The sequence below is a fragment of the Sphingosinicella sp. BN140058 genome (assembly GCF_004135585.1).
Lineage (GTDB): Bacteria > Pseudomonadota > Alphaproteobacteria > Sphingomonadales > Sphingomonadaceae > Allosphingosinicella.
The window spans coordinates 3,947,552-3,972,917 of record NZ_CP035501.1; the positions used below are offsets into that span (position 1 = coordinate 3,947,552).

A 25,366-nucleotide genomic window follows, 5' to 3' on the forward strand; every position below is an offset into this window, starting at 1 on the left:
GCCGCTTGGGGCACAGAAACGCCAGCATTGCTACGTCGGTCAGGGCTGGATGATACGGTGGCATCGGCACTTGGTCGCAAGCGTCGGGACGAACGACGCAGCGCGCCGCCGCGAGCTGAGGCTCGCCTCCAAGGGAAGGATGACAGCACACATCAGCGGGAGTTGTCAACGCTGGGATTCATCACCTCGACCTCGCGCGGTTCGAGCCAGCCACTGGCGATAACATTGCGCCGAACAGCTTCCGGATCGGCGCTGTAGGCCACGAGCGCCAAGCTTTCCTCAGCGCGGCTACACGTGACGTAGAAGAGGCGCTGGGTGACCTCGTTAGCCGCGCCATTAACGCCGAGCAGCTTCTCGTAGCTAAACGTAAAGCCGCCGGCCTCCAGGTCGTCCATGATCACCATCACCCGCGGGAACTCCAGACCCTTCACGCCTTGGTGGGTGTCGAACGCGGCCCTCCCTGAGACGTAGTCATCGTACCCGGGTACTTGCGAAAACCGGGCCTGGAGGAACTGGTCGATTGCGGCGGTCCGCTCATCGTCAGCCTCCTCGTCGTGGGCGTCCGCGGGTTGGCTCGCGGTCTTCCGGAGGGCGCTGGGCTGCAGGCTTTCGGGAATAGACAGGAGCCGGCTCCCGGCGATGGTGCGAAGCACGTCACCCAGCGGTGGGTCCGCACTGTTCTCGAACAGGTCCATCAGCTCGCCCAGAGCTCTACCCACCGCCGCCAGCGTCGTACGCATGTCAGCGACCTCCCCATCTTCGATGGACGCGAGCAGGGGCGAGCTGTCCCTTAACAAGCGCGCAACGGCGAAGCGATCGTCCGCCCGCTGCGCTTGGACTAGCCGCGCGACGTCATGGGTGAAGAAACGCAGGATAGGCAGCGTTCCCTCCCGCAAGCCTGTCTTGAAACTGTCCACGGCGTACAACGGCGCGTAGAGCTCATAGAAGCCTAGCCGTCGAGCAGCCATCTTGTGCTCGAGGATCAGACGCTTGGATCCCGACGCCTCGTGCCATGCCGCGTCATTGGTCAGCTCGGCCATGCGCGCCGCGATCACCGCTTCGGCTCCGGCCTTGTCGGCGGTATTCGCCGGCAGCACGTACAGCCGCACCAAACCCTCGATCGCCGTCGTGCGGGGTGTCTGGACCTGTGCATCGACCGGACCGCGGATCTTGTTGAGCAGGGCAACGACCCGCTTGGGACAGCGATGATTTAGCTGCTTTTTCGGCTTGGCCCAGTCTGGAGGAAGGTCCTCACCAAGCCCCTTGCGTCCATCGCTGTAAATCCGCTGCATCATGTCGCCGAAAAGGCCCAGGACGAAGACGTCCCTGTGCGCGGCCTGGACGGCAAAGAGCGCGTCGAGTAGCAGACCATTGGTGTCCTGGCTCTCGTCGATCAGTAGGATTGGATGTTCGCCGACTAGAATGTGACGCATGGCCGGCTTCGCGAGGAATTCGGTTGCGATCTTCAGCACCTCACCGTGGCTGAGCGCGGCTTGTCCGCGATTCTCGCCTGTCGGGCTGTAGTTGAAGCGACGCACCTCGTCCAAGCGCTCTAGCCGCCGTGTCTTGCTAGCGAGCTTCACCTTTCTCGTTTCCGAGGCCTTGCCGGCCCGGCCCTTGGCCTCAGCCATCCTAAGGTGCGCGATCTCCAGCGCGAGGTTGCCGCGAAGCCATTCGCGAATGTCGCGGTCCAGTCCACCGATGAGCTGCCAGGCGAAGCTGTGGATGGTGCTGACCTGAATGATCGGATCGAATTCCAAACGCCGCTCGATCTCGTCGCGGGCCTTGTTGGTGTAGGTGATCACCGCCGCCCGCCGTCCGGAGAAGCGAAGCTCCCGACCAAAACGAGTCTGGACGGACTTAAGGGCTCGAACCAGGGAGCCGGTCTTGCCCGACCCCGCGCCGGCGAACAGAAAAAAGCTCTGCGGCGCATTCAGGTCCAGGCACTGGGCGATCACCTCGTCGGCGCCTCTATCCAGATCGACGTTGTCAGGCGCAATCACCACGTCCATCACGCCGCAGCCCCCATCGGCACTTCCAGCTCACGACGCTCCAGTTCACCCGACAGCCACAGAAGCCCGTCGTGGATATAGGCTGGGACAACCAAGTCGTCGATCACGTCTGCGGTCGTCTCGGTACCGTCGACGTGCTTCTTGTAGGTCGCGTACAGCAGGTTCAGCGCGAACTCGGCCTTACCCTTGTCCAAGAACCCCTGGACGTCAGCGGCGAGCGAGGGCAGGTCCGCCGCCGCAGCGATAGCGTTCCGGAATTTGGCGATCAGGCCTGTGCCCGCCAGGCCCTGGAAGATTACAAGATTCTCATAGACCAAGGCGTCCTCGAACGTATTGGCCAGCGCCTCGGCCAGCGCCGCGCCCTTCAGGCTCACTCGGCGCGGCTGCTGATAGGCGACCCGGACGGCGTAGCCGCTGTCATCAGTATGGACCTTGTCGTCGAACTTCGCGTCGAGCAGGGCGTCGAGGTTCTCTTCCTTTGGGACCCAGGTCTTCAAAGTGTCGTTCCGCGACAACAGGCCCGCGCCCCGCCGCGGCGGCACGGCGACCCGACTCTTGGGGTGCTTTGCGTCGAGATCGGTGACGATCAAGGTGGGAAGCGCCAGGGCGTGAAGGAGAGGCCGAAGCCGATGGGCATGGCTGCCGCCAACCTCCAACCAGCTGATGTAGCAGCGTCGAAGATGATCGTAGGCCGCGCGCGTCTGAACAAAGTGCGGCGCGAGGATTCGCTCAGCCGGCCCTTCAACGAGGATAGCGCCGTCGGCGAAGAAAAGGTCGCAGTGGGTGGCCTTCAGGTAGCGGACGACAAACCGTGCGGTGTCGTCGCCCCCGCCAAACACCGTCGACAGGTTGATCACGCTGGCCAGCGGCACCGCGCCGCTTGCCGCGTCGGCTGGCCGACGGCGGAAGTAGCGCAGGCACTCGAACTCACAGGCATGAGCGATGTGGCTGGAGTGCGTGCTGACCACGAGCTGGGTACGATGCGTTTTGGTCTCGCCAAGGCGGTCGTGTCGGCGCAGAACATTGTACGCCTCTTTGATGAAGACCTGCTGAACTTGGGCGTGAAGGTGGGCCTCCGGCTCCTCGACCAGAACCAAGTGCAGGGGCGGGATGAAGTAGTTCTCGTCGCGTACCGCGGTGCCCGCCTTACCGACCCGCATCCAACGATCGCGGAAACTCATCAGGCCGAAGACCATTGAGACCAGATTTTGGTAGCCTAGGCCGTTGGATTCCTCTGGCAGACAGTGCGCTGACGAGGCATCGGCGCCCGTTGTGGGGACCTCGTACTGGACCGCGGACGCGTGATTGAGGCCGTCGATTGGTCGAATGACGCTGCTCAGCTTCAGCCGAGGGTCGGTAACGCCCGGATAGTTGAGCCCCTGCAGCTCGGACAGCGCGGCCTTGAAGCAGGTTTCAAGACGTTTCTCAAACGCCAGCCGCGCCTCCTCCAGAGATCGCAGTGCCTCGAAGTCTTTCGGCTCGGGCTTGTCGAAGGGATCAAGGTGATTCGCATAATAGGTGCGAAGCTGGCTGGACAGGCGCCGTCCTCCTGGCTGAGTTCGGTCCTCATCGTCCGTCCGCCCCGCTGAGAAACCCAGACCGCGCTGCGCGCCGATCTCGTCTACCCGGATCAGCTTGCGTAAAGGGTCGCTTTCGAGCGCCGGGTTGAAGGGATTCAGCGGTTGGGGATCAGCCTCGCCGTTGGTCGGATCGGTGAGCTGGTCCGGGTCAAGCAGGTACGCCTTAATGCCGAAGGCACCTCGCATCCGTCGCTGCAGGTATTGGGTAATCCTCTGAGGCCAGAGTGGCACCTCCAGGTTACCCTTCTGGTCGCCTCCACATGGTGCGGACGTGACCACCACGGCTATTTCATCTCCCGCCAGCGGGGCTTCCACCCCGCTCTCAGAGAGGGTGGGCGCAGCCGCGGCACCACCCGTGGCCGAAGAAGGGCTATCAGCGACTTGCGCCTTGCACAGCGTGTCCATGACCTCCGCGCGGCAGGCCAAATAGTCGCGGCGGAGCGCCTCAGCCTCCTTGGGCTCATACCGCAGACGAACGCCTAACAGGCCGCCGGTCCATTCAATTGTTGGGAGGAATTTCTTGACGTAGCGCAGCTCGGTGGCCTCGACATGGAGCCAGATGTCGAGGCTGGGCATCAGGTCGTCCCAAGCAATTGCTGGGAGCGGCTGGTCGTCTAAATATGCCTTCTCCCAAGCCTCGGCATGCTCGTCGAGCTTCTGCCAATGCGGGAGGGTGAAGTCGTTCAGCGAGAAGTCGTCGGCGTCAACCAGGAACTTGCGCAGGGCGACCATGGCTGAGGTCTTGCCGCTGTTGTTAGCACCGACAAAAACGGTCTTCTCGTCCGACAGGTCGATGCGGACGGCACGCAGCTTCCGAAAGTTGCTGATCTCGATGTGTTTGATGTGCATTGGTTCCCCCCGGGCTCAGCTTAGGAGCGCGCGGGCGAAGCGACAACCAATGATGTGCCATCGAGCTCGACACATTCGCGGGAGTAGGGCCGCGGCTCGAGAGCTTCCGATGATGCGCGAAAGCAAGAAAAAGGTGCATGATCGCCGCTGCTGCTCCGCGTTCCTCGCCCGACGAGCATCGCCCGTCGGCGATGCTCGCGTACGGGGAAGCTACGCACTTCGCATCCTCCAACAATTTGCGCGCCATTTCAATCTGAAGCTATAGCGTCGGTTCCACGGGAACTCAGCGCACCAGTCTCATTTGTCGGCTGTCCGATTGCGCGCGACAGGCCGACGTTCGCGCCGGCTGTGGAGCGCCGGGCTGCTACAGCGCGGATCGCCCCTTTGCGAACAATCAGCGTCTACCTTAGACACTCCGCATGAGCGAGCGAACGGAGCGCAGAGCCAAACTTCGAAGGGTGGAGGTCGTGCTGCATTGGGCCTGGGACCCAATTGGTGTGCGGGGCATCCCAGAAGCCGCTGATGAATATGACAGCTACGCCCTGACTGTTCTCGCCATGCTTGAGCGGGGCACACCGGATCGGGAAGTGGCCGACTATCTCACATCGGTCGAAAGGGACCGAATGGGCTTGCGAGCCCGACCGGACAAGAATGAGGATATCGCAGCGATGCTCCGAGAACTGCACTCCATCACCGGCTGACTTTGGAACTTCCGGTTTCCACCCTGCCCGGCTGTTCCCGCGGGGATTTCAAGGCGGGCCAGCGAACGTCCGCTCTCACGTGGCACGCTGACATTCGGCCTTGGCGTGCACCGAATTGAACGGTCGACCGAGTCCGACCCAAGCGGAAGTTGAAGTTGAAGCGATCAGTCGTCGTCCCACTCTGTCAAGCCAAGCGACTCATGGTCACGGAACCGGTCGAGGCCCAGCGTATCGAACTCATCTTTTCCTATCTCCGCCTCGACCCCGATCATGCGAAGGGCGACGTTAATCGGATCGGTGCGGGAAACGGCAGCGCGACTGACGGGCAAGGCGGATTGGAACACCAGCTTTCCTTGCGAAAACACACACGCCGCTTGTGAGCCGGTGCTGCCGAAATAGTTCGTCTCTACGTAGGCGAGCCTGCCGGCGCCAGTTGCCGCTGACACGGCTCTCTCAAGGCCTTCGGATAAAGACTTGAAGCCGTCGATTCTTGCACCGGGGCGAAGGCACGTCAGGCGATCGATCTGTTCGTGGCCAAGAGGAGCGATCAGCAGGCCGCCTGGCAACGGCGTAGGCTCAGGGGACCGAGCAGCTTCGACCACTCGGGCAACCGCTTCAGCTCCTCCGATTACAGCGCTGATGTTGTGCCCCATGGGTTTCCTCCAAGGGCCATGTAGGCTGGCGCAACGATCTTTGTCATGTCCGTTTTCCACCCGATTCAGCTGTTCCGGTCCGGAGCCGGTGGCGCCCCGGCCTACGTCCGCTTTCGCCAGGCGGGCTGACGATCGCGCCGCCACCGGCGGGATCAGGGGGTTACAGCGCGGATCGACCCGCAGCAGACGTTGCATTGCGGACGGGCAGCCGCTTACAGCTACGAGATGGATTGGGAACCAGCAACCAAGAGCGAGGTGTTGGTAGCGCTCGCTAAAGACTGGGTCGGCATCGAACCAGACCTGAGGCATCGGCTTTCGGCCTATCTCATCGATCCCAAATCCGCGGAGATCGAGCGCTCCGGCCAGATTGAACGCGCATTCGTTGTGGCACGCATCGGCCGCTACGTCGTTTCCTTTGACGACGTAGAGGAAATATTTGGCACTGCCGAGCTCGATGGTGGTCGATTGCACAACGCAGCTTGGTACGGACCCGCACTCCTAGCGCTGCAGGAACTCGAGCGCCTGACTCGGTAGGTCTGATTTCACCCTGTTCGGCTGTTCGGGCGGCCGCCAGGCGCGAAATTGCCCAATGTCCGATCCGGCGCAGCTGCCTGGCGTTCAGCGCCGCCGTGCGCGAAATCGACACGGTCGAGCGGGTTCAACCCCATTGCAGCCGTCAGCTGAAAAGGTAATCTCGCCGTCGTGCGCATCTGGTTGATCTTTTTTTCCATGGGATGGCTGGTGCCGTTCGCACTCTCCATTTGGGCAGCGTTCGATTTCCTGTGGCGTGTCGTGTGGCCTTTAGCCGCTTGGCACGACGGCTCGAACGTGACGACATTCCACCTGTTCGAATGGTCGCAGGAGCTGCTGTTCGGCAGCGTCGTGTGGCTCGGTGCCGCTATCCTCTACTGGGTCTTGAGAGCGACCACGCGATCCCCGTCCTAGGTCCGGTTTCCACCCGATTCAGCTGTTCCCGCCGGCAACTCACGCCGCGTCCGCGAACGTCCGCTCTCGCGCAGCAGCCTGACGTTCGCCGCGGGCGCGCGCCATGCGTGGACTTAGGACGTGCTCCGACCCGTTGCAGACGTCAATGCGCTTTCACCCGCAGCCCACGGGTCAAGTGATCCAACTGTTGATGCATTTGGCATTCCATGTCGGTTTGCCAGCACGAGCAACGCACATTCTGCCATATCCGGCCCCCGTCTCGTCGCTGAAGGAAACTTCGACCAGGGCAAGGCGCCCGTTTTGTGAGAAAATCGGCTTCGAGAAGGAGGTCGCCATTCCACGGCCTGCCTCAGCGTCGTTCGATCTAAGCGCGCCCGTCCAGCGACATAAGGGCAGGAAACCCGGGTGCCTGAAGGACTTTAGGCTCGTCGCTAATTCAGCGGATTCTCGAGTGTTCAACTCCAAGCCCTTCTGAACCGCAACCGAAATCCCGTCGCGCATTGCCAATAGCCCCAGGGAACCCTCGTCAGCGAGCACTACGGAGGGGAACGTGAAGTTCTTGCTGTCGACTGCCGCTGTAAATGCCGCCTGCAGGGCCTCGCACGTTTGTGGTGCCTGCGCACTGAAAAGCCGGTCCGTAGCGTCCTCTAGACCGGCCCCCGCCAGCGCCGCCGTGAGAAAAAGAACCGTCGGTATCAACCTCGCTTCCCTTCGCGCTACCTTGTCACGCCGCAGCCTATGCTGGGCTACGTCCGACTTCCACCGAGGCTGTGTGAAAACGTGCTGATGTGATAGGATCCGGTCGATGCGAGGGAGGGCCGGATGGGGCGTTTCGTCGAGGGACAGGACCGGCGCCAAGCGGCATTTCTGCCGGAATGCTTGGACGACTATGTCGGTGCGGATAATCCGGTCAGGCTGGTCGATGCCTTCATCGACGAACTCGATCTACTTGCTTTAGGCTTCACCGGTGCCCGCCCTGCGGCAACGGGCAGACCCGCTTATCATCCGGCGACCATGCTGAAGCTGTATCTGTACGGCTATCTCAACCAGGTTCTGTCGAGCCGCCGGCTCGAGCGTGAAGCCGGACGCAATGTCGAGGCGATGTGGCTGATCGGCAAGCTGGCTCCCGATTTCAAGACGATTGCGGATTTCCGGCGCGACAATGGTGATGCGATCAAGGCGACGTGCCGCCGGTTCGTGCTGCTGTGCCGACAGATGGGCCTCCTCGCCGGCGGCGTCGTTGCCGTGGATGGATCGCGGTTCAAGGCGGTGAACACGCGCGACAAGAACTTCACGCCCAACGCGGTTCGGCGCCGGATCGAACAGGTCGACGCGAGCGTCGCGCGCTATCTCGCTCAGCTCGACACGGCCGATCGTCAGGACGACGAGACTTCGGCGTTGCGCTCGGTACGGCTGAACGAACGCCTAGCCCGGCTACGCGAACAGATGCAGGCTCTGCGCGACATGGAGGCGGCGCTCGCCGACGTGCCTGACGGGCAGATCTCGCTGACCGATCCGGATGCACGTGCAATGGCCACCAATGGCAAGGGCACCGGCATGGTCGGCTACAATGTGCAAGCCGCGGTCGACACGCAGCATCACCTGATCGTCGCCCACGATGTAACCAACCTTGGCCACGACCGCTCTCAGCTCGCCAACATGGGCCGTAAGGCCAAGGCAGAGATGGACGGCGAACGCCTGACCGTGCTCGCAGACCGCGGCTATTATGGCGGCGAGGAGGTGCGCGCCTGCGAGGCCTTGGGCGCAACGCCGATCATACCCAAACCGCTCACCTCAGGGGCCAAGGCGCAAGGTCGCTACGGGAAGCAGGACTTCATCTACGACGTCGACACCGACACCTATCGCTGCCCGGCCGGCGAGACGCTGACCTACCGCTTCGACAGCGTCGAAGCCGGCAAGACGCTGCACGTCTATTGGGCAAGCTCGTGCGCCGCCTGTCCGATGAAAGCCAAGTGTACCACCGGCAAAGAGCGCCGGATCAGGAGATGGGAGCACGAGCACGTGCTCGATGCGATGCAGCAGCGCATCGACAAAATGCCCGATGCCATGCGGATCAGGCGGCAAACCGTTGAACACACGTTCGGCACCTTGAAGCAGTGGATGGGGGCCACCCACTTCCGAACCAAAGGGCTAAAAAACGTAGGAACCGAGATGAGCCTGTGCGTCCTCGCCTACAACATCAAGCGCGTGATCGCGATCCTGGGCATGCCGGCAGCGTTGGCGGCGGTCGGACGCTGACAAGCGTCACCGCGCGCGCTCACATCATCTCCGTGAAATCAGCCCGGCGGCGTTTTCACACAGCCTCCACCCTGCTCGGCTGTCCCCGGCGCGATCGCTAGGTGACCCGGCGGAAGTCCGCGTCCCGGCGGCACCCTGACCTTCACCGCCGGCCCGTGCCATGTGGGGCTGTAGGACATGCTCCGATCCTTACCCAACATCGGCACCTGCCGGCAGAAGCAATGAACGCTAGCCGTGTTCAGAACAATTTTCCCAACCGGTACCGCTAACCTCGACTTGTTCGAGATCAAACAACAGGTTCTTACGAACATAGCGACGGAGTTCCCGCCAAGGTATAAATTGCGGCTGCCAAAGCACATGCGCGCCATTAGCATCTTCGTGAAACTTCAGACACATCCCCTCACGCAGGAGGCGAGGCGTTTGCGATCTTTCGAGGGATTCGTAATCTGCAATCGTTTCCGTTACTGGTTCTCCGTAGGCTGCGCGCAGGACAGCCGGAACCAACTTCGTCCACCATGATGTGGCGGGGTCAAACAAGTCGTCAGCAGTCAGTGGACGCATTTCGCTTACTGACCAGAGGAAAGCATGCTGGCTGTCCCAAGATTTTGGGTTCGCGTGTAGAAACGTGGTCGAGCTGAGCTCCGCTGCGATGATCCCCGGGGCTACAGCAATGACCCGGGCGGAGGCCTCGACGGACACCTCGCGCTGCGGTGTGGCCGTTCCGTCGGTTACCCCCTTATAGGCCATCCTCAGCGCTTCCGAGGCGCTGCGAGCCATGTAGGCGTTCCAGGCGCGTTCCGACGTCGTTTCCGGAATCTCGATCTGACTTACGATGATTGTCTCGGTCGAAGGCGATGGGGTAAAACCAAGCTGCGCAATCTCGGCGTCAAACGAAAGCGGGTATACCTTCTCCGTAGTGATGGTCACGAAGCGCTTTCGAGATAGCGTTTGTGACTTCCGCTCCAACGAGACCCGCGCGGGCGCCCATTCTCCATCGGTACGTGCCGGCGATCCCGGCGCTGCTTCCGCAGTGGGGGTCACGAAGCGCATTCGAGAAAGCGTCTGTGACCTGCGCTCCATCGAAACCGGGGGGGGTGCCCACTCTCCATCTGAACGTGCAGGTGATCCCGGCGCCGCAGAATGAGCGACGAGGGAGGATAGAAGCAGGGCAGAACAGATGCCGAGAACGTTCATTTTCATCGCCCGAGTTGGTGAATTTGTTTGTCGACGCGCACGACAACGTGGGATTTCGGCTGCCAGCCTAACCCCAGGAATGGGTGTGCGCCAGATGGGGTCGGGCGCCCGGCTTCGCCCCTAAAGACGCGCCGGCGCCGGGCTAGACCATTGCTTGTCACAGCCGGAGCCGGTCCAGATGATCTCTCCAGCGTCTACTTTGAGGCGATACGATCGTGAACGAACGGCAACAAGCGGCCCACGCGCAGCCAATTAGCGCTCGGCGCCCAATGTCGCGTTTCCACCCGAGTCAGCTGTTGCCGGCGCGATCGCGAGCCGCGGCGGCGAACGTCCGGCTGCGCGCGACAGGCGGACGTTCGCGCCTGGCCGACGTCGCCCGGGCTCCTACAGCCGCCTGCGACCCGAAGCGGACCAACGAAGCCGTTCCGTTCAGCCGCAGCTTGAGATCAGTTCGACGGCCACTCCTGTCAAAGCTTCAGAACGAACTCGTGCATCAGGAGGCGGTGGGCCTTGGCGTGTTCTCACTGATAAATTCCCCGTCGCAAGCCCCTGGCTCGAGAGATACGAGCGGATCGCTCGCTCGCGCGCGCTACGCACTTGCGCTGCGGAACGGGGTTCCCGTTTCGGGACGTAGAAGGTGACAAGAACCCGGCCTCCTGCCCCCATTCGCAAAAGGTAGACCTGGTTGTCGAGAACTTGCTTCGCCGCGGAGGTAAGCTCAGTTGCCGCGCCCGGGCCCTTGAACTGGACCGGAAAGGGACCGGTGTCGCAGGCAATTGCCGGCGAACTGAAAAGCGCCACCAAGCCCAAGCAGACGGAAACACGCATCGGCTACCTCCACGAGCATCGTTGCACGCTTCACGAGCATCGTTGCACGAGCGATGTCGCGTTTCCACCCCACCCGGCTGTTCCCGCTACGGTCCAGCGCGCTGGCAGCGAGCGTCAGCTTCTGCGCGGCGGTCTGACATTGGGCTGCGGCATGCGCCAGACCGAGACCGTCGACTGGCTCCGATCATTATACGACTTGCGGAGCACCGCTTAACGAACCTGCAACGCTCCCGGCGCCACAAGGGGACGTGACGGTCTTGCGGAAGGTGGCGGGTGTGGAGTTGAGGCACAGGCCGTGGAAGCTGCTGCTAATGATCGTCTTGAGCACGATCGGGCTGATGGTCGTGGGATTGAACCTGCTCGACGGAAGCATCGAGCTGCGCCGCCTAGGTCACGTGGGTGCGACCGGAACCCCCTTTCGCTTCACGCTGGTGATCGTCGGATACGGCTTCTGCTGGGCCATGACCATCCTGGGGTGGATCTGCCTACGATCCGAGTGGAAGATGAATTATCGCCCTCGAGCGAAGCTCCCGTTCGAAAGGCAAGACTTTCGACGTAGCCTCTGACATTGCAATGTCCGGCTTCCACCCCAGCCGGCTGTTCCCAGCATAATCGAAGGTTGCGGCCGCGAATGTCGGTTTTGCGGTTTTGCGCGCGCAGCCTGACGTTCTACCAGCGGCGTAAGCCGATCGAGATCGTTGGGCGGCTCGCAACGGGTTCGCCCAAACGACGTGTTGGAACTTGGGCACATACAGGCTCGCCCACTTCTGCGTCCGATCGTACATCGGACGGGAAGGCGGACGCCCTCTGGAAGCCACCGCTTATGGCGTAGGTCCGAGCGGCGCGCTCGCTGCAGCCTCTGTCTCCGGCGGGGGCAGACGCCAGGTTACACGGCTGAAGAAGCTGTCCGCGACCGGCTTCTTTGCGGCATCCCGCGCGGGCTCGAAACGTGCAAGTTCGCGCATAAGTCGGCAGGTTTCCATGTCGAGAGTTTCGGAGCCGCTTGACGAAGAGATGGTGCAGTCGGCGACCCGGCCAGCGACATCCACAGCGAGCACGAATCTCACAGTACCCTGCTCGCCGGCGGCCAATGCCGCGGGAGGATAGACGGCGTCCGCGAACACTGCAGAGAGCGGGAGAACGGGTTTTGCCATCGTCACATGCCGATATCCGCTGGGAGGCGGCGACGGCGGGGGAGCAGGCGGTGCGACCGCCGCCCAATCAAACACCGCGGCTTTCGCAGTGCAGGCCGACAGGCGCTTCGCCGCCGTCGCCGCGCCAACCAATTCATAGCGGCCGACCTCCCGCCCTTCGGGGGCGAGGATTTCGATCGCCGCGGCGTCGGCGATCTCCGCCACCGTGAGACCCTCGAGCGGGATATACAGCCCGAAACTGCCGACTCGACGTGGATCCGCCGACAAGGTCCGTCGCGTCGAGCCGACGACGACGACCTGGTAACCGCCCGTCTGCGGCCGAGGCCATGCGTCGTTGCTTATCGAGATCGTATCACCAATGCCGCTGTGGAAGAGCATCAGCCGCCCTCCGTCGGCAAAAGTGCGATCGAGGCTGCAATGATCGGGGCCGATCGCCTTCACGGTCCATCCGGCGACGACCTCCCCCGGCGGCCCGCCCGGAGGAGCGGCGAGTGCCTGTCCCGAGAGGACGAGCACAGCGAGTGAGGCTTCTCGGAAAAAACGCTTCATTGATGATTGTCTCCTCCGTGTGACGAGGCGAGTTTCATAACCGCCGAGAAAGGCGCGCGCCACGTCCGCGTGCTTAGGCCTCGGCTCAGCATCGAATTCCGTCGATGCGGCTATGTCGCTTTTCCACCCGACTCAGCTGTTCCGGTCCGGAGCGGGCGCCGGCCCAGGCTAGGTCCGCTTTCGCCAGGCGGGCTGACGATCGCGCCGCCACAGACAGGATTACCGCGCTACAGCGCGGATCGACCCATAGCCGACGTCCAGGTCAATGGGTAAGATGCGGCATGGCTTGGATGTTTGATCAGTCGCCGAACGTGGCCTGCATAGCAACCGCAACGGTTTTTGCCGGTGATCCCGTTCTCGTCGTTACCCATTATGAAGACGACCATTCATGGGCTTTTCTGGACGGGCGCCCGATCAATCAGGCGCAGACATGGGTGGTAGCCATGTCCCAGGTCATCGAACTTCACCCTGATCTTCAAGAGATCGCCGATCTCCCTCCCGGTTGGACCGCCTGGCGAGCCAGCGCGAGCCAGCCTTGGTTGAAGGAGCTGGATCCTGCGGAGATGCCCGCCTGATGGCTCAATCTGCAATCCATCCACCCGGTCTGTTCCCGGCACGATCGGGCGGCGCCTCGGCGAAGATCCGCTTACGAGCGCCAAGTCGACGTTCCTGCCGCCGCCAGCGCGATCGCCGCGCTACAGCGCGGATCGACTCAAAGCTGACCTTGCGCGCGTGCATGGACGACAGGAGGCAGCCCACTGGCGGACATCCGGATGAGCAGGTATTTGTGGGCGATGACACCGCGCTGGATCTGGACCGCAGCTCTTCTAACCAGCGCCTGCACGGATGGCGAAGTAGGGACACCCGAACGCATCAACGTCGAAGTCACTGGTTCACCAGAGTGCCTCTCGACCGTGTATGCCAGCCTCAATGATCACGGCATTGCTGCTGCTACGATGCCCGCTTGGGAGAAGGGCATAGGAAAGATGGAATTCGGAACGATCGAGATTCATAGAGCGCCCGAAGTGCGGAGCTGGCTTACCACGGCGGCTTGTGTGAGAGCCATACGCCAGCGCCCCTGCTCCACGCCGTTGACGGATGTCGATTTTTGCAACGCTCCCAAACGTGCTGGCTGACGTCTCCTTCCCGCCAACTCTCGCGGTAGCCGGCAACACCGGATACCATCTGATTTCGCTTTCCCCAGCGCGACCGCTCGCCGCGGTGGCGAACGTCAGCTCTCGTGCGGCAGGCTGACTCGCCCGACGGGCCTGCTCGAAATCGGGAGCTACGACCTGCTCCGACCCTTTCCTGCCCTTGAGACCGCCGCTACCACTCGCTCGAAATTGGAGGGACAGCATGTTCGTGATGAAAACGGTGGACGATCTTTGGGAGCATATCGCCTATGTGATGGCGTACGCTCCACAGTTCCCGTACCGCGACTTTCTGCCCGCCGATGAGCAGATGACGTTAGACAAGGCGTTCGAGCAGCTGCGGCAAGGCGTGCTGATTGCTTATCCGGAGGAGGAGTTCGCTTCGAAACGGGCCGTACTCAACGCCATCTTGGATAAATCCTACGCGGCGTATCGCAACAAGGATGACCTGAATGCGTGTAGGCTTCTGAACGACTTCGAGGATGGGATCTTCCAGCGATCAAACTAGGTCCGGTTTCCACCCCATCCGGCTGTTCCAGGCGGCGGAAACTGCCGCGTCGGCCTATGTTCGCTTTCCCTAAGCAGGCTGACGACCGCGCCGCCCCGTGGGCGACCAGGCGCTACGGCGCGGATCGACCCTTGTCGGACATAGCGCAGGCGTGTGATGAGTTGTCGCTCTGATGGCGCGTATCACGATCATGAAATCCGTAGCACAACGTTCCGCCGGTGTGCTGTTGGCACTCGCGCTTCTCACCGGGTGTATTCGGCGGCAAACAGCGGACAATCTGCGGTACCGCATGACCGTGTACGTGGAGACGAGTGACGGCTTACGTATGGCATCATCCGTGTACGAGATTGACGCTCATTCGAACAACAACTGGGTTATGTCTGACCCGAACTCCTGGACCGGCTTAGGGTGCGAGGTCGTCGGAGAGGCGGCTGGACCGTTCCCCGGCACCCATCTCTTTGCGCTGCCCGGCGGCACCCAAGGTGCTACCGTCGACGACTATCACTGTAGACTTATCACCCGCTATCTCGGCGTGCCGAACGGGGGCAGCGCACGGGAGGACTGGCGAGCGGCATGGAAAGCTGTTTCAAAGTCCAAGCGACAGGTTGACATCGAGTCCGATCATTTCCCTCCACTCGCTGAAATCCGGGACTTCAACGATCCGATGTCAACACGGCTGCTCGTCCCGACCGAGGATCAGCCGAGGATCGTTCGGGCCGTGATCGAAATCACCCGAGACAAACCGAGGGACCGATTGAAAGACATCCTGCCGTGGGTAGTGGATCAACCAACCGTGCGAGTTGGTTATCAAGAGATTCCCCTCACCATACGCTAGCTGCAAACGTCCGCATTCCACCCTGCCCTGTCATTCCCGCGCCAATCGCCGCGCCATCCCACGAATGTCGGTTCCCCGCGGTGACCTGAAGTTGGGCGCCAGCGTGCGCCAATCGACTTCATTCAGCTGTTCCCGGCAGCGAGCTACGTTGTGTGAAATCAAGCGATGGCATATCGTGCTTCTGTGAACGAGATTTCATCCCCTAGGGCGCTGCGCCAACCTACCGCTACCGATCGCCTGGTAGCCGTAGCCCTTTCCGGCGTGTTCCTCATCGCGACCGCAGACAAGTATGCGGGCTGGCAGCTTTTCCGCGGCTATGCCGATCAAGTGTCAACCGCAGCCTTATTGGCTGTGCCCATCGTGTTGGTGCTGCGGCGGCTGTACCGCGCAAACGGTGCCTAGCGCACATTCGCTACTGTGCGATTTCTGGGGCGCGAGCTCGAGCTAGCGCCGCGGCGCGAATGTCGCCTTTCCACCCGGTTCCGCTGTTCCGATCGGGAGCCGGCGTGGGCGAGGCCTACGTCTGGTTTGGCCAAGCAGGCAGACCGTCACGCCGCCGCTCGTCGGATTAGGACGCCAGAGCCGCGGTTCGACATTGCAGTCATTGTTCGGAGCTGCGATCCTCCTGGTATGGATGATCGCTTCGTCATACGCAGGACCTTCAACGTCGATGGTCAAAAGGTCGGCTGTAGGTTTTCCCGACCGAAGGCCGAGGGCCAAAGCTACTTCTGTCGCTACGAAATCGAATGGCCTGAAGGTACGAGCTCCCGTCGAGTCGGTGGCGTGGACGAAGTCCAAGCGCTGCTACTGGCAATGCAAACTGCGCATACGGACCTTTTGATCGCTCGCGAGCACGACGGCAGGCAAGTGACGTTCGATAATCGGCAGAGCCTCGGTTTGCCTGTGGCGAACGCCCTTCGCGACTGGGACCCCGACAACACATTCTGACGTGCGCCGCAATGTCGCCTTTCCACCCGGTCCGGCTGTTCCCGGCGCGATCGCCAGGCGGGCCGGCGAAGGTCCGCTTCCGCGCGGCACCCTGCCGTTCGCCGTCGGCGTGCGCCAAGTGGGGACCGAGGACGTACCTCGAGCCACGGCGGTCATAGGCGTCCGTTCGCGATCGCCAGCAACCGATCAACGGTCAGGTATGGATTGGAACCAAAACACCGCCCCTCGGAAATCACTTGACGAAGCGTCGTTTCCCCACGCCGAACAAAGCTCCCACCACGACTGGCCCATTGTTGGCTGATGGGAGGCAGGGAGGTTCTATAGAGATATCCGCAGCAGCAGCCTTAGGCCGCTTGACCGGGCCTCGTTGGCCAGTCGCTTCAGGAGCACAAGCGAGGGGACCATGTCTGGTCCAGAAGCTCCATAGTGCGAAAGTTCCTCAGACTTTGCCCAGCGAGTTGCTACCGGAAGAAGCTCCGCTTCCGGTAGCTCTGACAGGGGTGTCGTTAGTTCGTCCGGCAAATCAAAAACCCACGGGCCCTCCGGCGAGCCCATCGCAACTAGAAACTCCTCACCGCTCAGTCGGGCAGGTGCAGCGAGGTGGTCGACCGCGCCCCAGAGACCCGCGAGGACCGAATTATCGGCGTTGCGCGTGCTATGATCGGGGGCGCGGAAACCACCCTCTGATATGGCGACAGCGTCGTCCCTTGTTGCGATGAAAAAATCGGTCAGCAATGTGGTCTCCAACAGGTTGCCGCAGGCTCAATACCGTCTGGTGTTGTCGCGCGGCTGATAGACGTCTCACTGCGGAGGGATACTGGAGGAGCACCTCTCCCTCAACGCCGAGATGTCGGTTGTCGCGCTCCTCGTATGGAAGTCCGACAGCGGCAAACCACCAGTTCGTGCTTATCGCGGCTATGACCGCTTTCCACGCTCGCCGGCTGTTCCCGGCGCGATCAAGCGGCGCCGCGACGAAGGTCCGGTTACGCGCGCCAGGCCGACGTTCGCGCCGCCGTGAGCGCGATCACCGCGCTACAGCGCGGACGAACCCGTTTCGGACATCTAAGCAGGATGTCCTCTTCCCCTGCGCGATTGGCGAAGGTGAAGGTAATCGTCGTTGAAGCCACCGGCCTCGCGTAAGCCGCCAACGTCGAGAACGGTCATTTCACGATGATGCTGTTCGACCAGCCCCTCTGAACGAAGCCTCTTGAGCGTCCGATTGATGTGCACGGCTGTCATGCCGGTCGCGTCCGCAAGCTCTTCCTGCGTGATAGGGAGGCTGAAGGTATCATCTTCTACGAGGCCAACCGCCTTCATCCGCAGGTGCATCTCGCAGAGAATGTGAGCGACGGCTTCATAAGCGTCGCGACGACCCACGTTGACGATCCACTCCCGAAGGACGGCGGAGTCGATCAGTGTCATTCTCCACAGGCCCTTTGTTAGCGCCGTTCTCTCCGAGGTGATCCTCTCCAGCACTTCAGGATCGAGATGGGCGACCCTGCACGGCGTCAGTGCACCGATGGCGTGATCCATCTTCTCTAGGATGTCTACGTGGAGGTCGCAAAAGTCGCCCGGGATCAGGAACGCGGTAATTTGGCGCGACCCGTCAGGTAGCACCGTGTAACGTGCTGCCCAACCTTCAAGAATCAAATGGACTTTGTCGGGAACTTCACCATTGCGGACGATGTCTCGCTTTGCGCCCACCTCCGTTACATCTTCCGAGCAAAGCGCATCAACGAGCACCCGATCCTCATGGGCAAGGTCGACCACTTGCTCCAGTTTACAGGTCAGCGGGTTATACAGCATGGCTGGACAACTATCGATGAATTGCGTCGCACTCAAGCATCAAGAAGCCCGTCTTCCGCCACGAGTGGAACGTCGGCTTACCACCCGATTCTGCTGTTGCCCGCGAGAGCGGCGCCGGCAACGGCTACGTCCGCTTCCGCGAGGTAGGCAGACGATGTCGCGACCACGAGCGGGATCAGGGCGCTACCGCCGCCTCCGACCCTTTCCGGACATAGCTGTGGTGCGCGTCGGAGGTTGCAATTTGGAGGTTTCTTACCGTCAACTCCGCAGTTTCTTGTGACGCCTCGCTACAGCTTGCTCGTATCCGCAATAAGTCGACACTAGCTCAAACTGGAGGAGAAAGCGGGAGATCACGTCGTGTTGCGCCCAGCCCGGTAGGATGAAGTCTACGGGCGACCTTCTACGAGCTTGGTCCCTCGCGCGCCGACGTGCGTCGTCATCGGTGATCGTCCCGCCGACCTGAGATCCTACGATGGTCGCGCTGCGTCACCGCCATCGAGGTCGGTCCCCGTTGATAGCGGCTCAGTGATCGGGCGTCTTTGCAGAAGCCTGCGCTCGCAATGCGATCCACTCCAAACAGATCGCACCCGAGAACGCGAGAAATAAGATGATCGTCACGGAAGCGCCCCTGAGAAAATATTCCTGGAGGGGATTGGCGCGGTCAGTGCAGAGCGCCGGATCCGCGATACAAGCGGATCCTGCAGAGAAGTCCGCGCAGCCGATCAATATCGCTCCCAGAAGCGATGACAGGAATCTAATATATCTTGCCGGTCTCTTTGAAAGGGCAGAAAATACACAAATTGTCACCCCTGCAACAAATAGCGCACGACTTCCATAGGGCAACCAGACGAGCGAAGTCATACAGAAAACGAGTAAACCAAGTACAACAAATAATTTCCAGATAGTAGCAAACATCTGCGCAATTCTATTCATTCAGTGTCTTCTCTAACCTCCTAAGCTCGACGGGCTCAGGCACCTCTTACGTACCCGCCTGTAACCTGGCCTAAGAGGCCTGATCATGGCCCCTCCGCCTCAGCTAGAGCAACATCGCATCGATGCAGGGCGACTGCAACGCCCGGCCCCACCAACTCACGCCCAAGCGGCGCCGCGGCGATCGCCAGGCCATCCTGCTGCGAAGGTCCGCTTCGGCGCGGCACCCGGACCTTGGCCGATGGCGCGCGCGATGTCGCGACCTAAGACGTGCTCCGACCCTTTTCGGACATCCAACCAGTTCGTAAGCTGGCTCCATGATCGGCTCGCATGATGTGTTCGGATCGGCGGCGTGGTTGCCGACGGCCCGCCCAAGGCCCCGTACCGTGAGATATATAATCAACTAGCGGCCGCAACATTCAAAGACTGCTCAATCAGATCTCGATCGTTACGGGGACCGGCGTTACAGAGTGCCCAACCCAAACTTGGCCGAGTGCCCCTTGGTTATCCTTGTAGAACCACCTACAATCCGCCGCACTGGTCGATTCCGGAACACGCACACATAAGGCGTTTTTGACTATTATCCATTGCATAAAGAGTACCACGCCTAGGTCGCGCTCTACTGTCACACTCCCATCTGAATGGAATGTCTCTGCGTACCCTGGACCGTATGTTATTCGTTTGCCAAGAATGCGGGCCTTAGCTTCTTGAATGTCCATTGGACTGTATCTTCCGACTCTAGACGGGTTGCCCCACACTTCGTCTGGCAGAGTAATCTGCTTGGGAGAATTCGCTGCTGGAGGCCTTTCGCAAGAGACCAGCAGCATGGTGAAGCCAAGACAAAGAGAACGGCAGGATGATTTCACAGTTCTTGCAGCTAGCTGCCCCAACGCTAAAAACGTAGAGCCTGATCTACACCTACGAATACAATCCTCATCCGAGCCTATGTCGTGATAGCGTGGCATCGAAGACGCCCAGTCAGCCTGGCAGATTTCCAAGGCGACAACCGGTTTGGAGATACCAATTCCCTTGTGCATCCGAAGCATCCCCACGCCGAGCGCTGAAAGTGCCACAGGATGCGGCAAGGTCGCAAGTTTTGATGATGACCTACTTGTGTTGCGAGCCGATGCGGAGGAACGGAACGACCGCTATGTCGCTTTTCCACTCTACCCGGCTGTTACCCAGAGCGACGGCGGCTGCGCCGGCGACGGTCAGCTTACGCGTGGCCGCCTGACCTTGGCGATGCGCCAGATCGGACGCTACGATGCGCTCCGAACGGTTGCCGTTCCGACGACGCGTCCGTAATTAGTTTTCGATGGGACCGCTGCACCTAGCCGCCTACAATGCCGATCTCGAGGAACTCGAACGCCTGCTGCAATCGGGTCACGATCCTCGGGCTCGAGATGAGCAAGGATATACGCCCCTCCTCTGTTCCTGCTTCCGAGGAGGAGTAGGTGAGCAACTACCCGTCGTCAGAGCATTGCTCGACGCGGGCGCAGATCCCAATGCCGCGACGGAGCCTTCAGACGCGAATTGCCTCATCTACGCGGTTCAAAGCGGCAACGCTGATTTGGTCAGCGAACTTATAGATGCGCACGTGGACGTCAACGCGGCCGCAGACGGAGTCACAGCGCTGATGCAGGCCGCGCGGGATGGACACGACGGCATTGTTGAGATGCTGATCCGGTCGGGAGCGAGTCCGGATCGGCGTTCGCATGGGTACACTGCTGCTGACTACGCTCGTCACGCTGGACATCACGATTTGGCGGCTCGGTTGGCGATAACGGAAGCCTGATCCCACTTCAGCGAACGTCTGGAATCCACCGATAGTGTTGAAAAACTCCCGTTGCACTGTCGACTGGGCTCTGATTCACTGCTCCTGAGCAAGGCGGGAGGCGAGCCGATGATGGGTGAGCGGACGGTGATGCAGGAGGCGCTGTTCTACGGGTTCAGCCTGGAGCGCCATGTTCCCGACGACCACCTGCTGAGGCGTATCGACCGGTTCGTCGACCTGTCGAGCATTCGCGAGCATCTGCGGCCCTATTACAGCGAGACTGGTCGGCCCTCGGTCGATCCGGAGTTGATGATCCGCATGCTGATCATCGGCTATACGCACGGGATCCGCTCCGAACGGCGGCTGTGCGAGGAGGTGCACCTCAACCTTGCCTATCGCTGGTTCTGCCGTCTCGACCTCGCTGCCGCGGTGCCGGATCATTCGACATTTTCGAAGAACCGGCATGGCCGCTTTCGTGACAGCGATCTGCTGCGGCGCTTGTTCGAGGCGACGGTCGAACGCTGCATGGCCGAAGGTCTGGTCGGCGGCGAGGGCTTCGCGGTCGACGCCAGTCTGATCAAGGCCGACGCCAACCGGCAGCGGGGCGTCTCCGGCAGCGAGGGACTTCCCGCGGACGCGACGAGCCATGCGGTGCAGGAATATCTGGCGGTGCTCGACGATGCCGCGTTCGGCGCGGCGACGCCGGTCGCGCCGAAGTTCATTTCGATCGCCGATCCCGCCTCGCGCTGGACTGCGGCCGAGGGCGGCTTTGCCTATTTCGCCTACTCGACCAACTATCTGATCGACCTCAAGCATGCGGTGATCATGGATGTCGAGGCGACCACGTCGATCCGCCAGGCCGAGGTGACGGCGCAGCGGCGAATGATCGAACGAACCCAGGATCGCTTCGGGATATGGCCGCAGAAACTGGTGGCGGACACCGGCTATGGTTCGGCCGAGAACCTGGCGTGGCTGGTTCACGAGCGTGGCATCGAGCCGCACATTCCTGTCTTCGAGAAGTCGTCACGCAGCGATGGGACATTCTCGCGGTCCGACTTCACCTACGACCACAAGCGCAACGTCTACATCTGTCCGGCCGGCAAGCAGCTGATGCACTATCGCCGTGCCTTTTCCACGCCGCGCGTCGGTGTCGATGAGCATGGTCTAATGCGGTATCGCGCCTCCTTGGCAGATTGCCGCGCTTGCGCCCTCAAGGCGCGCTGCTGCCCGACACAGCCACAGCGAAACGTGCAGCGATCGATCCACGAAGGCGCACGCGACATGGCGCGCGACATCGCTAAGACCGATGCCTACCTGGTCTCCCGCTGCGAACGGAAGAAGGTCGAGATGCTGTTCGCGCACCTCAAGCGCATCCTGAAGCTCGATCGCCTCCGCCTCAGGGGGCCAAATGGAGCCAAAGACGAGTTCCACCTCGCCGCCACCGCCCAGAACCTCCGCAACCTCGCCAAGCTGATCCCGAGCGGGGCTCCTGCGATGGCAGGATGAGGTAGGCGCCCCTCCTCATTTGCAACGTCCGCTCTTGTTAGAAGCAGACGTTTTTCAACACTATCCACCCGATTCAGCTGTTCCGGTCCGGAGCCGGCGGCGCCACGGGCTACGTCCGCTTTCGCCAGGCGGGCTGACGATCGCGCCGCCACCGGCAGGATCAGGGGGCTACAGCGCGGATCGACCCGAAGCGGACCAACGAAGCCGTTCCGTTCAGCCGCAGCTTGAGATCAGTTCGACGGCCACTCCTGCCAAAGCTTCAGAACGAACTCGTGCATCAGGAGGCGGTGGGCCTTGGCGTGTTCTCACTGATAAATTCCCCGTCGCAAGCCCCTGGCTCGAGAGATACGAGCGGATCGCTCGCTCGCGCGCGCTACGCACTTGCGCTGCGGAACGGGGTTCCCGTTTCGGGACGTAGAAGGTGACAAGAACCCGGCCTCCTGCCCCCATTCGGAAAAGGTAGACCTGGTTGTCGAGAACCTGCTTCGCCGCGGAGGTAAGCTCAGTTGCCGCGCCCGAGCCCTTGAACTCGACCGGAAAGGGACCGGTGTCGCAGGCAATTGCCGGCGAACTGAAAAGCGGCACCAAGCCCAAGCAGACGGAAACACGCATCGGCTACCTCCACGAGCATCGTTGCACGCTCCACGAGCATCGTTGCACGAGCGATGTCGCCTTTCCACCCGTTTCAGCTGTAGCGGTCGGAAGCCAGCGCCGGCGCGGGCTACGTCCGCTCTCGCCAGGCAGGCTGACGAGAGCGCCGCCACCATCAGGACCAATGCGCTACAGCGCGGATCGGGTCAGCGTCGCGCGCGAGCGCATCAATCACGTGCTCCAAAGCCGACATTCGCCAGACCGAGTTGCAAGGTCCGCTAATATGGCCCGAAGCAGTCATTCGCAGAGCGCACCGGGAACGACCGCTTCGGGGTAGCAAAGCGGTCATTCGCCGCCATCGTCGGGAACGGCGGCTTTGTCCCACATCCAGCCGTTTCCGCCGCCCAGCACGAGCTTGTCCCGTCGGCGACTCTTGGCGAGTTTATTTTTGACCGCAGCCCGGAATGACCGTTGATGACCAATCACGTCCCATCACGTCCATTCCGTTTCTTTGAGTATTCGCTGAGTCTTGGGCCGTCCGGATCGACTCCCGTCGACCGGCGGGAGCCTCGACGTGACGCCGACCAGATTCCTCATCGGGCAGATCCTGATCATCTTCGCGATCGTGCTCGCCGGCCTGTGGGCTGCGACCCAATGGGCTGCGGCGATGCTGGCCTATCAGCCGGAGCTCGGGCCCGCATGGGCATCGGTTGGTGGTCTGCCGATCTACCCGCCCTGGGCTCTGTTCGGCTGGTGGTACCATTTCGACGCCTATGCGCCCGAGATCTTCGACAAGGCAGGGATGCTGGCGGCGGGCAGCGGCTTCCTGGGGTGCGCTGCGGCGATCGTCGGGTCGTTGTGGCGGGCACGGCAGAGCGGCGTCCTGACCACCTACGGATCGGCACGCTGGGCGGTTTCAGCCGAGGTGAACCGCGCCGGCCTGTTCCGTTCTGCCGGCGTGATGCTCGGGACCTTGAGCGGCCGCTATCTGCGGCATGACGGACCCGAGCATGTCATGGCGTTTGCGCCGACGCGGTCGGGGAAGGGCGTCGGCCTCGTCGTGCCGACCTTGCTGTCCTGGACCGGCTCGGCCGTCGTGCACGACATCAAGGGCGAGAATTGGACGCTGACGGCCGGCTGGCGGTCGCTCTTCTCGCATTGTCTGCTGTTCAATCCGACCGATCCGGCGTCGGCGCATTACAACCCCCTGCTGGAGGTCCGGCGCGGCGCTGACGAGGTCCGCGACGTCCAGAACATCGCTGACATCCTCGTCGACCCCGAGGGGGCGCTGGAGCGGCGCAACCATTGGGAGAAGACCAGCCACTCCCTGCTGGTCGGCGCGATCCTCCACATCCTCTATGCGGACGGAGAGAAGACGCTGGCCCGGGTGGCGACCTTCCTGTCGGATCCGCAGCGCAGCTTCGTCTCGACGCTTCGCGTCATGATGAGCACCAATCATCTCGGCGACGACGACCATCCCCGGGTGCATCCGGTGGTCGCCTCCGCGGCGCGCGAACTGCTCAACAAGAGTGAGAACGAGCGCTCCGGCGTGCTGTCGACGGCGATGTCGTTCCTCGGCCTGTACCGCGATCCGACCGTCGCCGAGGTGACGTCGCGCTGCGACTTCCGGATCGCCGACCTTGTCGACGGCACGCGGCCTTGCTCGCTCTATCTCGTCATCCCGCCGTCCGACATCAGCCGGACCAAGCCGCTGGTCCGCCTCGTCCTGAACCAGATCGGACGGCGCCTGACCGAGCGTCTGGACGGGGCGCGGCAGCACAGGCCGCTGCTGCTGATGCTCGACGAATTCCCGGCGCTCGGGCGGCTCGACTTCTTCGAGACCAGCCTTGCCTTCATGGCCGGCTACGGCATCCGCGCCTTCCTGATCGCCCAGAGCCTCAACCAGATCGAGAAGGCCTATGGCGAGCACAATTCGATCCTCGACAATTGCCACGTGCGGGTGGCGTTCGCGACCAATGACGAGCGCACCGCCAGGCGCATCTCGGACGCGCTCGGCACTGCCACCGAGCAGCGCGCGATGCGCAATTATGCCGGGCACCGCCTTGCGCCGTGGCTCGCCCACGTCATGGTCAGCCGGCAGGAGACCGCCCGCCAGCTGCTGACCCCGGGCGAGGTGATGCAGCTGCCGCCGGAGGAGGAGCTGGTGCTGGTCTCCGGGCTTGCGCCGATCCGTGCCCGCAAGCTGCGCTACTTCGAGGATCGCAACTTCACCGCTCGTCTCGCGCCCCCGCCGCAGGTGGAGCCGGGGCCCTATCCTGACCGGCCGCCGGTGCGCGGCGACGACTGGACGGAACGGCGGGGCCGTACCGATGCGCGCCTCGAGCAGGCGCCCGAGGCTGGCACGGGTGAGGAGGAGGGCTTGCAGCAGCAGCGTCACCCCGGCCTGCCCGAGCAGACGAACAAGGCCGCCGAGGTCGATGCCGCGCGCCCGCCGGAGCTTGTGCCGGACGACGAGGACGTCGCCGCGGACAAGAAAGCGATGGACCAGGCACGAGGCCTCAGCGCAGTGGCCCGCGGCTATGCGGTGAACGAGGGCGCCGGCCGCGACCTCGTTCCCGGAGTGTGAGGCGGC

At 62.2% G+C, this 25,366-nt stretch carries 23 protein-coding genes; 16 read left to right on the plus strand and 7 right to left on the minus strand.

Features of this window, described 5'->3' with window-relative positions; genetic code table 11:
* Nucleotides 1-152: 152 nt before the first annotated feature.
* Together ETR14_RS17670 and ETR14_RS17675 are read right to left on the minus strand one after the other, a co-directional pair.
* Entirely contained in the window at nt 153-2,012 is a 1,860-nt protein-coding gene (locus ETR14_RS17670; RefSeq protein ID WP_129386860.1) for a UvrD-helicase domain-containing protein, read from the minus strand.
* Complete coding sequence (locus ETR14_RS17675; RefSeq protein ID WP_129386863.1) at nt 2,012-4,441, minus strand: AAA family ATPase; 2,430 nt, start codon at nt 4,439-4,441, stop codon at nt 2,012-2,014. Before ETR14_RS17675 ends, ETR14_RS17670 begins: the two co-directional genes overlap by 1 nt.
* Before the next feature lie 419 nt (nt 4,442-4,860).
* On the opposite strand from ETR14_RS17675, the gene ETR14_RS17680 reads away from it, so the two are divergent.
* A complete protein-coding gene (locus tag ETR14_RS17680) occupies nt 4,861-5,142 on the plus strand; it encodes a hypothetical protein (protein ID WP_129386866.1) in 282 nt (93 codons plus the stop codon).
* 164 nt (nt 5,143-5,306) lie between these two features.
* On the opposite strand, the gene ETR14_RS17685 is transcribed toward ETR14_RS17680, so the two are convergent.
* Entirely contained in the window at nt 5,307-5,795 is a 489-nt protein-coding gene (locus ETR14_RS17685; protein WP_129386869.1) for a hypothetical protein, read from the minus strand.
* Between the two features lie 225 nt (nt 5,796-6,020).
* On the opposite strand from ETR14_RS17685, the gene ETR14_RS17690 reads away from it, so the two are divergent.
* The 3 genes from ETR14_RS17690 (at nt 6,021) to ETR14_RS17700 (ending at nt 8,999) form a co-directional block, all read left to right on the plus strand.
* Nucleotides 6,021-6,329 carry a hypothetical protein gene (locus tag ETR14_RS17690; RefSeq protein ID WP_129386872.1) on the plus strand — a complete coding sequence of 103 codons (309 nt, stop codon included), beginning with the start codon at nt 6,021-6,023 and terminating at the stop codon, nt 6,327-6,329.
* Nucleotides 6,330-6,497: 168 nt separating this feature from the next.
* Nucleotides 6,498-6,740: a hypothetical protein gene (locus tag ETR14_RS17695; protein ID WP_129386875.1), complete on the plus strand. Its 243-nt coding sequence runs from the start codon at nt 6,498-6,500 to the stop codon at nt 6,738-6,740.
* Nucleotides 6,741-7,562: 822 nt separating this feature from the next.
* Complete coding sequence (locus tag ETR14_RS17700; RefSeq protein ID WP_129382883.1) at nt 7,563-8,999, plus strand: IS1182 family transposase; 1,437 nt, start codon at nt 7,563-7,565, stop codon at nt 8,997-8,999.
* Between the two features lie 228 nt (nt 9,000-9,227).
* On the opposite strand, the gene ETR14_RS17705 is transcribed toward ETR14_RS17700, so the two are convergent.
* A complete protein-coding gene (locus ETR14_RS17705; RefSeq protein ID WP_165356507.1) occupies nt 9,228-10,049 on the minus strand; it encodes a hypothetical protein in 822 nt (273 codons plus the stop codon).
* 883 nt (nt 10,050-10,932) lie between these two features.
* Between ETR14_RS17705 and ETR14_RS17710 the strand changes: the two genes are divergently transcribed.
* The gene (locus ETR14_RS17710) at nt 10,933-11,235 is read left to right on the plus strand and encodes a hypothetical protein (RefSeq protein ID WP_129386884.1); all 303 of its coding nucleotides are present in this window, start codon (nt 10,933-10,935) and stop codon (nt 11,233-11,235) included.
* A 97-nt stretch (nt 11,236-11,332) separates the two neighbouring features.
* Complete coding sequence (locus ETR14_RS17715) at nt 11,333-11,587, plus strand: hypothetical protein (protein WP_129386887.1); 255 nt, start codon at nt 11,333-11,335, stop codon at nt 11,585-11,587.
* A gap of 255 nt (nt 11,588-11,842) precedes the next feature.
* Here the strand turns inward: ETR14_RS17715 and ETR14_RS17720 are convergent, their stop codons facing one another.
* Nucleotides 11,843-12,616 carry an energy transducer TonB gene (locus tag ETR14_RS17720; protein WP_165356508.1) on the minus strand — a complete coding sequence of 258 codons (774 nt, stop codon included), beginning with the start codon at nt 12,614-12,616 and terminating at the stop codon, nt 11,843-11,845.
* Nucleotides 12,617-13,005: 389 nt separating this feature from the next.
* Between ETR14_RS17720 and ETR14_RS17725 the strand changes: the two genes are divergently transcribed.
* The 6 genes from ETR14_RS17725 to ETR14_RS17750 all read left to right on the plus strand — a co-directional run bounded on the left by ETR14_RS17725 (nt 13,006) and on the right by ETR14_RS17750 (nt 16,166).
* A complete protein-coding gene (locus ETR14_RS17725; RefSeq protein ID WP_129386893.1) occupies nt 13,006-13,299 on the plus strand; it encodes a hypothetical protein in 294 nt (97 codons plus the stop codon).
* Between the two features lie 198 nt (nt 13,300-13,497).
* On the plus strand, nt 13,498-13,860 hold the full coding sequence (locus ETR14_RS17730) for a hypothetical protein (RefSeq protein WP_129386896.1): 363 nt from the start codon (nt 13,498-13,500) through the stop codon (nt 13,858-13,860).
* Between the two features lie 220 nt (nt 13,861-14,080).
* Nucleotides 14,081-14,383, plus strand: coding sequence for a hypothetical protein (locus ETR14_RS17735; protein ID WP_129386899.1), 303 nt, complete (start codon nt 14,081-14,083; stop codon nt 14,381-14,383).
* A 172-nt stretch (nt 14,384-14,555) separates the two neighbouring features.
* Nucleotides 14,556-15,218, plus strand: coding sequence for a hypothetical protein (locus tag ETR14_RS17740; RefSeq protein ID WP_129386901.1), 663 nt, complete (start codon nt 14,556-14,558; stop codon nt 15,216-15,218).
* Nucleotides 15,219-15,401: 183 nt separating this feature from the next.
* Nucleotides 15,402-15,620, plus strand: a complete 219-nt coding sequence (locus tag ETR14_RS17745; RefSeq protein ID WP_165356509.1) for a hypothetical protein — start codon at nt 15,402-15,404, stop codon at nt 15,618-15,620.
* 228 nt (nt 15,621-15,848) lie between these two features.
* Entirely contained in the window at nt 15,849-16,166 is a 318-nt protein-coding gene (locus ETR14_RS17750; protein ID WP_129386907.1) for a hypothetical protein, read from the plus strand.
* A gap of 1,062 nt (nt 16,167-17,228) precedes the next feature.
* On the opposite strand, the gene ETR14_RS17755 is transcribed toward ETR14_RS17750, so the two are convergent.
* Together ETR14_RS17755 and ETR14_RS17760 are read right to left on the minus strand one after the other, a co-directional pair.
* A complete protein-coding gene (locus ETR14_RS17755; protein WP_129383506.1) occupies nt 17,229-17,972 on the minus strand; it encodes a Crp/Fnr family transcriptional regulator in 744 nt (247 codons plus the stop codon).
* Between the two features lie 522 nt (nt 17,973-18,494).
* Nucleotides 18,495-18,905 carry a hypothetical protein gene (locus tag ETR14_RS17760; protein WP_129386910.1) on the minus strand — a complete coding sequence of 137 codons (411 nt, stop codon included), beginning with the start codon at nt 18,903-18,905 and terminating at the stop codon, nt 18,495-18,497.
* 1,110 nt (nt 18,906-20,015) lie between these two features.
* On the opposite strand from ETR14_RS17760, the gene ETR14_RS17765 reads away from it, so the two are divergent.
* The 4 genes from ETR14_RS17765 (at nt 20,016) to ETR14_RS17780 (ending at nt 25,360) form a co-directional block, all read left to right on the plus strand.
* A complete protein-coding gene (locus ETR14_RS17765) occupies nt 20,016-20,207 on the plus strand; it encodes a hypothetical protein (RefSeq protein WP_129386913.1) in 192 nt (63 codons plus the stop codon).
* 10 nt (nt 20,208-20,217) lie between these two features.
* On the plus strand, nt 20,218-20,697 hold the full coding sequence (locus ETR14_RS17770; protein WP_129386916.1) for an ankyrin repeat domain-containing protein: 480 nt from the start codon (nt 20,218-20,220) through the stop codon (nt 20,695-20,697).
* 108 nt (nt 20,698-20,805) lie between these two features.
* On the plus strand, nt 20,806-22,182 hold the full coding sequence (locus ETR14_RS17775; protein ID WP_129386919.1) for a transposase: 1,377 nt from the start codon (nt 20,806-20,808) through the stop codon (nt 22,180-22,182).
* Between the two features lie 1,165 nt (nt 22,183-23,347).
* A complete protein-coding gene (locus ETR14_RS17780; RefSeq protein ID WP_129386922.1) occupies nt 23,348-25,360 on the plus strand; it encodes a conjugal transfer protein TraG in 2,013 nt (670 codons plus the stop codon).
* Nucleotides 25,361-25,366: the final 6 nt, after the last annotated feature.

Bases quoted from the DNA above. Each gene is read 5' to 3' on its own strand.
- ETR14_RS17700 (WP_129382883.1), top strand. From the start codon at position 7,563: ATGGGGCGTTTCGTCGAGGGACAGGACCGGCGCCAAGCGGCATTTCTG.
- ETR14_RS17750 (WP_129386907.1), top strand. From the start codon at position 15,849: ATGGATGATCGCTTCGTCATACGCAGGACCTTCAACGTCGATGGTCAA.
- ETR14_RS17735 (WP_129386899.1), top strand. From the start codon at position 14,081: ATGTTCGTGATGAAAACGGTGGACGATCTTTGGGAGCATATCGCCTAT.
- ETR14_RS17705 (WP_165356507.1), bottom strand. From the start codon at position 10,049: ATGCGCTTCGTGACCCCCACTGCGGAAGCAGCGCCGGGATCGCCGGCA.
- ETR14_RS17740 (WP_129386901.1), top strand. From the start codon at position 14,556: ATGGCGCGTATCACGATCATGAAATCCGTAGCACAACGTTCCGCCGGT.
- ETR14_RS17755 (WP_129383506.1), bottom strand. From the start codon at position 17,972: ATGCTGTATAACCCGCTGACCTGTAAACTGGAGCAAGTGGTCGACCTT.
- ETR14_RS17715 (WP_129386887.1), top strand. From the start codon at position 11,333: ATGATCGTCTTGAGCACGATCGGGCTGATGGTCGTGGGATTGAACCTG.
- ETR14_RS17760 (WP_129386910.1), bottom strand. From the start codon at position 18,905: ATGAATAGAATTGCGCAGATGTTTGCTACTATCTGGAAATTATTTGTT.
- ETR14_RS17685 (WP_129386869.1), bottom strand. From the start codon at position 5,795: ATGGGGCACAACATCAGCGCTGTAATCGGAGGAGCTGAAGCGGTTGCC.
- ETR14_RS17725 (WP_129386893.1), top strand. From the start codon at position 13,006: ATGGCTTGGATGTTTGATCAGTCGCCGAACGTGGCCTGCATAGCAACC.
- ETR14_RS17690 (WP_129386872.1), top strand. From the start codon at position 6,021: ATGGATTGGGAACCAGCAACCAAGAGCGAGGTGTTGGTAGCGCTCGCT.
- ETR14_RS17675 (WP_129386863.1), bottom strand. From the start codon at position 4,441: ATGCACATCAAACACATCGAGATCAGCAACTTTCGGAAGCTGCGTGCC.
- ETR14_RS17680 (WP_129386866.1), top strand. From the start codon at position 4,861: ATGAGCGAGCGAACGGAGCGCAGAGCCAAACTTCGAAGGGTGGAGGTC.
- ETR14_RS17730 (WP_129386896.1), top strand. From the start codon at position 13,498: ATGAGCAGGTATTTGTGGGCGATGACACCGCGCTGGATCTGGACCGCA.
- ETR14_RS17770 (WP_129386916.1), top strand. From the start codon at position 20,218: ATGGGACCGCTGCACCTAGCCGCCTACAATGCCGATCTCGAGGAACTC.
- ETR14_RS17670 (WP_129386860.1), bottom strand. From the start codon at position 2,012: ATGGACGTGGTGATTGCGCCTGACAACGTCGATCTGGATAGAGGCGCC.
- ETR14_RS17775 (WP_129386919.1), top strand. From the start codon at position 20,806: ATGATGGGTGAGCGGACGGTGATGCAGGAGGCGCTGTTCTACGGGTTC.